Genomic DNA, 9761 nt, shown 5'->3' with positions numbered 1-9761 from the left:
CGGCGCGGCCGCTGCCGCCCGACGCGCGCGGCGCGGCCGCCGAGGCTGGCTGGCCGGCCATCGTCGCGGTCGTGCCGGCACGCAACGAAGCCGACGTGATTGCCCGCGCGGCGACGTCGCTGCTCGAGCAGGACTACCCTGGCGACTTTCATCTGATTATTGTCGACGACCACAGCGACGACGGCACCGCCGACGCGGCCCGCGCGGCGGCGCTCGCGATCAATCGTGCGGACCGCCTGACGGTGCTGGGCGCGAAGCCGCTGCCGGCCGGCTGGTCGGGCAAGGTCTGGGCGCAGTCGCAGGGCATCGCCGCCGTGCAGACGCTCGGCCTGCCGGCCGATTACCTGCTGCTGACCGATGCCGACATCGGCCATCCGCCGGACGCCGTGGCCCAGCTCGTCACGCGCGCACAGGCGGAAAGCCGCGATCTCGTGTCGCTGATGGTGCGGCTGCGCTGCGATTCGTTCTGGGAAAAGGCGCTGATCCCGGCGTTCGTGTTCTTCTTCGCGAAGCTCTACCCGTTCTCGTGGATCAACGATCCGCGCAACAAGACGGCCGGCGCCGCGGGCGGCTGCATGCTCGTGAAGCGCACGGCGCTCGAGGAGGCGGGCGGCATCGAGTCGATCCGCAACGCGCTGATCGACGACTGCAGCCTCGCTGCGCAGATCAAGCATCGAGGCAGCGGCCGCCATCCGATCCGTCTCGATCTTGCCAACCGCAGCGTGTCGCTGCGTCCTTACGACAGCTGGCGCGATATCTGGAACATGATCGCGCGCACCGCGTTCACGCAGCTTCATTATTCGCCGTGGCTGCTGGCCGGCACGCTGCTCGGGATGGCGATCATCTATCTCGTACCGCCCGTCGCGGCGCTCGCCTACGGTGCACGTGCGTGGCCCGCATGGCTCGCATGGGCGTCGATGTGCACCGCGTACGCGCCGATGCTGCGCTACTACCGGCGCTCGCCGTGGTGGGCGCCCGCGTTGCCGCTCATCGCGGCGTTCTACGTCGGTGCGACCTTCGCGTCCGCGTGGCGCTACTGGCGCGGCAAGGGCGGCCAGTGGAAGGCCCGCGTGCAGGCGCCGGTGGACCGCTGAGCGCCGGGGCCCGCGCGCTCGGCGGGCGGGCCCGATGCTGATCAGGGGCGGCAAACCGAGGGGCGGCAGGTCGCCGCCCCTGTGCTGGCCAGCCTTCGGCCAGCTCCCCTGCGGATAGCCGCAGGATCGACGCCCCGTGCTTAACGCTGAGTGAGCATCATGTACATCTGAACCACCACATCCGGCGAGAACGTGAACGGCACCCAGCCGTAGCCGGTGTGGCGCGCGACCAGCAAGCGGTCGCCGTTCGGCTGCTTCTGCACGGCCATCATCGGATTCTTCGTCGACACGAACCGCCAGCCCGCCGGGATGCCCGCCGGTTGCTCGAGCTGCATCGACGCGCGCACGTGCGCGAGTTCCTCGATCAGCTGGCTCAGCTGCTCCGGATGCAGCGTGATCGATTCGCCGTTGACGGTCAGCGTCAGTTCGTTCTGGGACGGGCGCGCGACGTGCAGCGTCGAATTGTTCGCAGGAACGGCCGGTGCGTTGGTTGCGGCTGCGGAGTCGGCTGCGGCTGCGGCGGGCGCGAGTTCCGTCGCGATGGCGGTTTCGGCTTCAGTTACCGTGGGCGCAGGCGCGTCGGTGTCTGCTGCCGCTGCTTCCTGCGCATTCACCGGTTCCGCTTCGGCGGCCTCGGCTGCGACCGGCGCATTCGCCGCTTCCGCGTCTGTGGCCTCGACCGCATCCACCGTTTCCGCCGCTCCGGCTCCCTTGGTGATCGCTTCCTTGACGACGGCTTCGACCAGCGCTTCGGCGTCGGCGATTGCCTGTTCGTGACGCTGCGCGGCGGCTTGCGCTTCCGCGATCGCTTCGGCATGGCGCTGCGCGATGGCCTCTGCCTGGGCGGTGGCCTCGGCATGGCGTTGCGCGGCGGCTTCGGCTTCGGCAATCGCTGCGGCGTGGCGCTGCGTGATGGCTTCGGCTTGGGCGGTCGCGTCGGCATGGCGCTGCGCGGCGGCTTCGGCCTCGGCGATCGCTGCGGCGTGACGCTGCGTGATGGCTTCGGCCTGCGCGGTGGCGTCGGCATGGCGTTGCGCGGCGGCTTCGGCCTCGGCGGTCACATCGGCATGACGCTGCGCGGCGGCTTCGGCCTGCGCGATCGCATCGGCGTGGCGCTGCGAAGCGGCTTCTGCGTCGGCGACAGCGGCCGCGTGATGTTGCGCGGCGGCCTCGGCTTGCGCGGTGGCGTCGGCATGGCGCTGCGCAGCGGCTTCCGCTTCGGTCGCGGCGGCGTCGTGACGTTGTGCGGCGGCTTCGGCTTCGGTGATCGCGGCCGCGTGGCGCTGCGATGCGGCTTCGGCATCCGCATGGCGCTGCGCGAGGGCTTCGGTCAGCGCGGTTGCTTCCGCGTGACGTTGCACGGCGGCCTCGGCCTGCACGGTTGCGTCGTTGTGGCGCTGCGCGGCGGCTTCGGCTTCGGCGCTCGCTTCCGAGTGGTGCTGCAGCGCGGCTTCGGCCTCGGCCGCAGCTTGTGCATGGCGTTGCGCGGCAGCCTGCGCTTCGGTCTCGGCCGCGGCGTGTCGTTGGGCGGCCGTTTCGGCTTCGGCCGCGGCCGCGCGCGCGAAGGCATCCGCGCTGCGTGCCGCCTGCTGGGCGGCGCGGTGATCATGGAGGAGCTGATCGACGCCGCCATTGAGCGCATCGATCTGATCGTTCAGGTTCATGCGTGCTTTCTCTACGTAAGACCCGCGATTTTACCTGCTGCGCCGATGCCGGTCCGCACGCGCGTGTAACAAAGTGCAGGCAAAATGCCGGCGCCTGCGTTTTTGCAGGCGCCGGCATGAGTATCAGGGGAGATGAACGTGTTGCGCGCGCCGCGTGAAATGCGTGCGCGACGCGCGGAGCGCATGGCCCCGCGCGCGTCGGATCACTTCAGGTAGCCGGCGGAGCGGAACCAGTCGAGCGCGTCGCGCAGCCCTTCGCGGTACGGCCGCGCGCGGTAGCCAAGCTCGCGCTCGGCCTTCGCGGACGTGAAGTACATCTTGTTCTTCGACATCCGCAGCCCGTCCACGGTGACGAACGGCTCCTTCTTCGTCAGCTTCGCGACCGCTTCGGCACCGACCGCGAGCGGGTAGAGCGGCCAGCGCGGCAGCGCGAGCGTCGGCGCCTTGCGGCCCGTCATCTGCGCGATGTCGGCGAGCATCTGCTGCAGCGGCAGGTTCTCGCCGCCGAGGATATAGCGCTCGCCGATACGGCCGTGCTCGAGCGCGAGGAAGTGACCGTTCGCGACGTCGTCGACGTGCACGAGGTTCAGCCCCGTATCGACGAACGCGGGAATCTTGCCGAGCGCGGCCTCGACGATGATGCGGCCGGTCGGCGTCGGCTTCACGTCGCGCGGGCCGATCGGCGTCGACGGATTGACGATCACCGCGGGCAGCCCTTCGTCGGCGATCATCCGCTCGACCGCGCGCTCCGCGAGCACCTTGCTGCGCTTGTAGACGCCGATCGCCTGCTCGGGCGTGAGCGGCGCGTTCTCGTCGGCCGCGTGGCCGGCGCTCGTGACCTTCAGCGTCGCGACGCTGCTCGTGTAGACGATCCGCTCGACACCTTCGGCGCGCGCCGCGCGCATCGTCGCGAGCGCGCCTTCGAGGTTCGCGCGCTCGATCTCGAGCGGGTCCGGCGCCCACAGGCGGTAGTCGGCGGCGACGTGCAGCAGGTAGCGCACGCCGCGCAGCGCGGTGCGCATCGACGCCTCGTCGCGCATGTCGCCGGTGACGATCTCGGCGTCGAGATCCGCGACGTTCGTGCGCGGGCTGGTCGGGCGCACGAGCACGCGCACCGCATAGCCCTTCTGCTGCGCGATGCGCGCGACGGCGGAGCCGACGAAACCGGACGCGCCGGTGACCAGAACGAGATCGCGGGATGTATCAGTCATGCAAGTCCTCATGGCCGCGCGCGAGCGGCGCGGCAGTTGTGCGTCGAGCGAGATTGTACGTGGTCGGCGTGAGCGGCGACGGTTAGCGTGGCGGCACAAGGCAGCAGCACAACGTGGCAGCACAACGTGGCAGTACAAGGCGCCTGGCCGGCACTGACATGGTGCAGCCACACGACTACAATGCCGGGCTTGGACGCAACTGGAGGGCGACGACGATGAGCCGCGACGAACTGGACGAACGGATCGAGACTTACCACGTACGGGTGCGCGGCGTCGTGCAGGGGGTCGGCTTCCGCCATGCGACGGTCCGCGAGGCGCACGCGTTGAAGCTGCGCGGCTGGGTCGCGAACCTCGAAGACGGCAGCGTCGAGGCGATGATCCAGGGCCCCGGGCCGCAGATCGACCGGATGCTCGCGTGGCTGCGGCACGGGCCGCCTGCCGCGCACGTGACCGAGGTGACGTTCGAGGAGCGGCAGTCCGACAAGCGCTACGAACGCTTCCAGCAGCAGTGAGCGCGCGATGACGGGGTATCCGGAGGCCGGGCGCGGCGTCGTGCTGTCGGTGACGGCGTCGACGCTGTTTGCGCTGATGTCCGCGTATGCGAAGCTGCTGCAGCCGCTCACGGGGCTCGACATTTTCGCGTGGCGGGTGCTGTGGACCGTGCCGGGCGCGTTCGCGCTGATCGCGCTGCGCGGCCGCTGGCCGGCGCTCGTCGCGCTCGCCGGGCGGGCCGTGCGCGACTGGCGCCTCGTGATCGCGCTGCCCGCGAGCGCCGCGATGCTCGGCCTGCAGCTGTGGCTGTTCCTGTGGGCGCCGCTGCACGGGCGGATGCTCGAAGTGTCGCTCGGCTATTTCCTGCTGCCGCTGACGATGGTGCTCGTCGGCCGCTTCTACTATCACGAGCGGCTCGACCCGCTGCAATGGGCGGCGGTCGCGTGCGCGGCACTCGGCGTCGCGCACGAGGTGTGGGCGACGCGCGCGTTCGCGTGGCCGACGCTCGTCGTCGCGCTCGGCTATCCGCCGTATTTCGTGCTGCGCCGCCGGATCAACGCCGATTCGCTGGCCGCGTTCGCGCTCGAGATGGCGCTGCTGTGTCCGGTCGCGGCCGCGATGGTCGCGACGAGCACGACGCAGGTTGCGGACCATCCGGTGCTGTGTGCGCTGCTGCTGCCGGGGCTCGGCGTGCTGAGCACGCTTGCACTCGCGAGCTACCTGAAGGCGAGCCGGATGCTGCCGATGGCGCTGTTCGGCATTCTCGGCTACGTCGAGCCGGTGCTGCTCGTCGCGGTGTCGCTGCTGCTGCTCGGCGAGACGCTCACGGTCGCGAAGCTCGCGACCTACGGGCCGATCTGGGTCGCGGTTGCGTTGACTGCATGGCACAGCGCGATGCTGATGCGGCGCTTGCCCGCGCGTCGCGCGTAGCGCTACCGATCGCGCGCGTGTAACCGAACAGAAGATTCCGTTGCACTTTGTTACTTAGGGTATGCCCTGATCGGCTATTAGACTGAACGGACCGTCTTTCCTCCGTATGCAGCTTTCCGATGAACGGTCATCCCCCTGCCTGGCCAGCCGGGTTGGCGCGATACAAGCATACGTGTATCGCCGCCGACTGCGTGCGCCATCCTTTCCCGACTATCCCCGGCGCATGCTGCGCCAGCATTTCGCGGGCGCGATCATGTCCTTGAACATACCGTCCGCTGCACTTCCGCCGCCCCGCGGCGGCCGCCTGATCGAAGTCGATTTCTTCCGCGGGATCGTGCTGCTGATGATCGTCGTCGATCACATCAGTACGAGCATGCTGTCGCGCGTGACGCTGCACGCGTTCGCGCTGTGCGACGCGGCCGAAGTGTTCGTGTTTCTCGGCGGCTTCGCGACCGCGAGCGCGTATGTCGCGATCGCCGAGCGGCACGGCGCACGCGCCGCACAGCGGCGGTTCATGCGCCGCGCGATGCAGATCTATCGCGCGTTTCTCGCGACGTCGACGCTGATGCTCGTCGTGTCCGCGGTGCTCGACCATTACGGGATCGATGCGCCGAACCTCGCGCTCGACGACGTCAGCGTGATGCTCGCGTCGCCGCTCACGGGCCTCGCCGAGCTGCTGACGTTCCAGCGCCAGCCGTATCTCGCGTCGGTGCTGCCGATGTACGTGCTGTTCGCGCTGGCGGCGCCGGCGCTCGTGCCGTTCGCGCGCCGTCACCCGTGGCTGCTCGTCGCGTGCAGCGCGGCGTCGTGGCTCGCCGCCGGCTGGCTCGGCCCCGAGCTGCTCGATACCGACACGTTCCACTGGAGCTTCAACCCGTTCGCGTGGCAGCTGATGTTCGTTGCCGGCGTGCTCGCGCGCTGCCAGCCCGTCTACCGGCGGATCGCGCCCGGCCGCTGGAGCGCAGCGGCGACCGGCATCGCGTGCGCGGTCGTGCTGGGCTGCGCGAGCTACAAGCTGTTCTCGGGCTTGCCGCTGCCCGAAGGCTTGCTCAAGCGCGACCTTGCATTCGCGCGCATCGTGAACTTCGCGGCGATCGCGTGGCTGATGGCGGATTGCGTGCGTTACGGCTGGATCGCGCGGATCGCGCAGGCCGTGCGCCCGGTCGTCGCGGTCGGCCAGCGCGGGTTGCCGTGCTTCGTCGCGGGGGCCGCGATCTCGCTGGTGCTCGATTCTCTGCTGCATCCGCTGTCGCAAGGCGCGCGCCTGCCGCACCTGGTCGGCGTCGGGCTCGCGGCCGACGCGTGTGCGCTCGGCCTGATGATGGCGCTCGCGAGTTCGGGAATGTGGTTTGCGCGATGGCGCAGGGCGGCCGCGTGAGCAGCGCGGTGCGCGTGATGCCGGGCCCATTCCGGGCCGGCGCACACGTGGGGTGAACGCTAGTGAGGTGAGCCGATACGGGAGCGGGGCGCGATCGGTGCGTCGTTGGTGTCCCCTTCGCTGCACTCGTCGGACGTTGCGTCGTCGTTGCGCTCGGCAAGCACCGCGTCCGCTTCGGCGGCCGCCTTCGCGGCCCGCAGCGCGGTGCAGCGTTGCGCGCGCCGGATATCCGACAGCATCCTCAAGATCCGCGTCGTCTTGCTTTTCATGATTTTCTCCCGCCTGCCGCGCGTCTCGTCGGAAGCGCTCCCTGAAACCAGTGTAGGACGGGCGCGCGCGATCGGCAGGAGAATGTGGCGCGCACGCAGCGCGCCGAGGGATTTCACTGAGCCGCGGCGACTGCCGGCGCCGGCGCCGCTGCTTCTTCGCGGCGCTCTTCCACGCAGCGCTGATGCTGGCGCGACAGGCGCTTCATCAGCGGCAGCAGCAGCAGTGCGATCAGCATGCCGAGTGCCGCGAGCCAGCCGAGCTTCTCGAACAGCGACAGGTAGAGCGGCAGCGATTCGGTTGCGGGCAGGTCGTGCGACGGCATCTGCGCGAAGTTCGCGACCACGCTGCCGAGATACTGCGACACGCCCGTCGCGACGAAATACGCACCCATCATGAAGCCGCTCATGCGCGCCGGCACGTAGCGGGCGATCATCGCGAGACCGAGGCCGCTCACCAGCAGCTCGCCGAGCGAGTAGAGCGCGTAGCCCCACACCATGAACCACGACGACACGCGCCCGTCGACCGCGTAGCGGCCGCTGATCGTGAACACGAGGTAGCCCGCCGCAACCGCGCCGAAGCCGAGCGCGTACTTCAGCGCGACCGGGATGTCATGGCCGCGCTTCGAGAACGCGTTGTAGATCACCACGAGCACGGGGCTCAGCAGCATGATCGAGATCGGGTTGAGAGCCTGGAACTGCGCGGCGCTCCACGAGAACATCGTCGTGCCGAACAGGATGAAGCGCGGGTCGACGTTGCGCAGCGCGAACAGCGTCAGCGACGTCGACATCTGCACGTAGAAGATGAAGAACAGGATCACCTGCGCGATCAGCACGAGCGCCGCGATCAGGCCCGCGCGCTCCGAACGCTCGGACTTCGCGATCATGTATGCGAAGATCGCGAGGATCGCGGCTGCCGCCGTCCACACGCTCGCGACCGCGAGCTGCTTGTGCTCGAGCACGTACATCGTGACGAACGCGAGCGCGACGCCGCCCGCGACCACCGCACCGAGACGGCGCCACTGGATCGGCTGGTCGTCAGGCTGCGAGCCGATGTGCGCGAGCGTGCGGTGCATCAGCACGAAGTTGAGAATGCCCAGCAGCATCCCCGCGCAGCAGACGGCGAACGCGGTGTGCCAGCCCCAGTGATCCTTGATCCACGGCGTCGCGAGCATCGACACGGTCGAGCCGATGTTGACGGCCATGTAGTAGATCGTGAACGCACTGTCGATGCGCGCGTCGTCGCCTTCATAGATCCGGCGCACGAGGTTCGCGGCGTTCGCCTTGAACAGGCCGTTGCCGACCACGACCACGCCGAGCGACGCATACAGGTAGCCGAGCTGGTCGTTCGGCATCGCGAGCATCAGGTAGCCGGCGCACAGCACCGTGGCGCCGATGATCATCGTGCGGCGCGCGCCGAGCACCTTGTCGCCGATCCAGCCGCCGATCGACGGCGACGCGTAGACGAGCGCGGTGAACGCGCCCCAGGTCAGGTTCGCACGGCCGTCGGTGAAGCCGAGCTTGTCGACCATGAAGAGGACGAGAAGCGCTGCCATGCCGTAATAGCCGAAGCGCTCCCACATTTCAATGAGGAAGACCGTCGTAAACGATCGGGTTTGGGAAACAGGTGAATGCATCATCAATATCGGTTCAAGCGGGCGGCGCGGATCGCGCGCTGCCGGGGTCAATCTGGTGCCTGCGCGCGTCGGCCGGGTGGGCAGCGCGAAAGCGGCGGCAAGGTCGGTCGGGCTGCGCCGACGCCGGGGTCAGCGGCCTCCCGTGGCGGGTGGCGCAGGGCCTCGGCCGGCGCGTGACCGGTAATGTTTCCGTGCGCGGCGCGTCAGCTTCGCGCCACACCGGGTAATCCCTGACATGTCAGGTGCTTTCGGGAATATTCGTCTCGTCATGTCTTTGTAAGATTGACTTCGGCGCCTCCGAGAAATCCCGGAGAGCCGCTTGCAGCTTGCCTGTGGTGGCGGCGAGTCTGGCAAGATAGCGCGTTTCCCGGCCGGGGCCGGATGGTGTTCAGCGGATCGCGCGTGACACCGGAGACGTGCGAAGACCCGAAGACTAAGCCATATCGATCTAACTTAGTTATTTTCCATCAAACATTTTTTGACGACCACATTTCGGCCTGCTATGGTTCCCCCAACTGAAAACACGCGGTCTGCCAACGCTGCCGCCGTACTGGGCAGCAAGATTCGCGCGTTGCGCCAACGACTGAAGCGCACGCTGGATGAAACGGCGACGGCCGCGGGTATTTCCAAACCGTTTCTGTCGCAAGTCGAGCGCGGGCTCGCATCGCCGTCGTTGACGTCGCTTGCAGGTATCGCGCACGCGCTCGGTGTGACGGTGCAGTACTTCGTCGACACGCCGAGCGAGGAGCGTTCGGTTTGCCGAGGAGACCAGCTGCGCTTTTTCGGGTTCGCCGATTCGGCCAACCTGTTCGCGCGGCTGACGAACGTGTCGGAAGGGCGTCAGCTCGAGTCGATCCTCGTGCGGCTGCCGCCGGGACAGAAGCGGTCGGAGGTGACGACGCATGCAGGAGAGGAGTTCCTGTATGTGATTGAAGGGGAAGTGTCGTTGACGCTGGAGGGCAAGACGTTCGTCCTGCATGCCGGCGACAGCGCGCACTATCAGTCGACGGTCCCGCACAGCTGGGCCAACACCGGAAAGATCGAAGCGGTGGTGGTCTGGGTCGGTACCCCCAGGCTGTTCTAACGCAC

General features: G+C 68.5%; 9 protein-coding genes. 5 read left to right on the top strand and 4 right to left on the bottom strand.

Annotated elements, in window-relative coordinates; genetic code table 11:
- The coding region (locus tag G3N94_RS19430; protein ID WP_205794205.1) for a glycosyltransferase at nucleotides 1-1094 on the top strand (1094 nt) is incomplete at its 5' end.
- A 140-nt stretch (nucleotides 1095-1234) separates the two neighbouring features.
- Here G3N94_RS19430 and G3N94_RS19425 read toward each other — a convergent pair.
- Both G3N94_RS19425 and hpnA read right to left on the bottom strand, forming a co-directional pair.
- Nucleotides 1235-2758 carry a phage tail protein gene (locus G3N94_RS19425; protein ID WP_205794204.1) on the bottom strand — a complete coding sequence of 508 codons (1524 nt, stop codon included), beginning with the start codon at nucleotides 2756-2758 and terminating at the stop codon, nucleotides 1235-1237.
- A gap of 203 nt (nucleotides 2759-2961) precedes the next feature.
- On the bottom strand, nucleotides 2962-3969 hold the full coding sequence (gene hpnA / locus G3N94_RS19420; protein ID WP_205794203.1) for a hopanoid-associated sugar epimerase: 1008 nt from the start codon (nucleotides 3967-3969) through the stop codon (nucleotides 2962-2964).
- A gap of 215 nt (nucleotides 3970-4184) precedes the next feature.
- On the opposite strand from hpnA, the gene G3N94_RS19415 reads away from it, so the two are divergent.
- The 3 genes from G3N94_RS19415 (at nucleotide 4185) to G3N94_RS19405 (ending at nucleotide 6769) form a co-directional block, all read left to right on the top strand.
- Nucleotides 4185-4481: an acylphosphatase gene (locus G3N94_RS19415; protein WP_205794202.1), complete on the top strand. Its 297-nt coding sequence runs from the start codon at nucleotides 4185-4187 to the stop codon at nucleotides 4479-4481.
- Between the two features lie 7 nt (nucleotides 4482-4488).
- Nucleotides 4489-5391 carry an EamA family transporter RarD gene (gene rarD / locus G3N94_RS19410; RefSeq protein ID WP_205794201.1) on the top strand — a complete coding sequence of 301 codons (903 nt, stop codon included), beginning with the start codon at nucleotides 4489-4491 and terminating at the stop codon, nucleotides 5389-5391.
- Between the two features lie 253 nt (nucleotides 5392-5644).
- A complete protein-coding gene (locus G3N94_RS19405; RefSeq protein ID WP_205794200.1) occupies nucleotides 5645-6769 on the top strand; it encodes an OpgC domain-containing protein in 1125 nt (374 codons plus the stop codon).
- Between the two features lie 59 nt (nucleotides 6770-6828).
- On the opposite strand, the gene G3N94_RS19400 is transcribed toward G3N94_RS19405, so the two are convergent.
- Nucleotides 6829-7038: a hypothetical protein gene (locus tag G3N94_RS19400; RefSeq protein ID WP_205794206.1), complete on the bottom strand. Its 210-nt coding sequence runs from the start codon at nucleotides 7036-7038 to the stop codon at nucleotides 6829-6831.
- 113 nt (nucleotides 7039-7151) lie between these two features.
- Nucleotides 7152-8675: an oligopeptide:H+ symporter gene (locus G3N94_RS19395; protein ID WP_205794199.1), complete on the bottom strand. Its 1524-nt coding sequence runs from the start codon at nucleotides 8673-8675 to the stop codon at nucleotides 7152-7154.
- Between the two features lie 499 nt (nucleotides 8676-9174).
- On the opposite strand from G3N94_RS19395, the gene G3N94_RS19390 reads away from it, so the two are divergent.
- A complete protein-coding gene (locus tag G3N94_RS19390) occupies nucleotides 9175-9756 on the top strand; it encodes a cupin domain-containing protein (RefSeq protein ID WP_205794198.1) in 582 nt (193 codons plus the stop codon).
- The last annotated feature ends 5 nt before the right edge of the window (nucleotides 9757-9761 follow it).

The sequence above is a fragment of the Burkholderia sp. Ac-20353 genome (assembly GCF_017104785.1).
Classification (GTDB): Bacteria; Pseudomonadota; Gammaproteobacteria; order Burkholderiales; family Burkholderiaceae; genus Burkholderia.
This window is presented reverse-complemented; position numbering and strand designations above follow the sequence as displayed.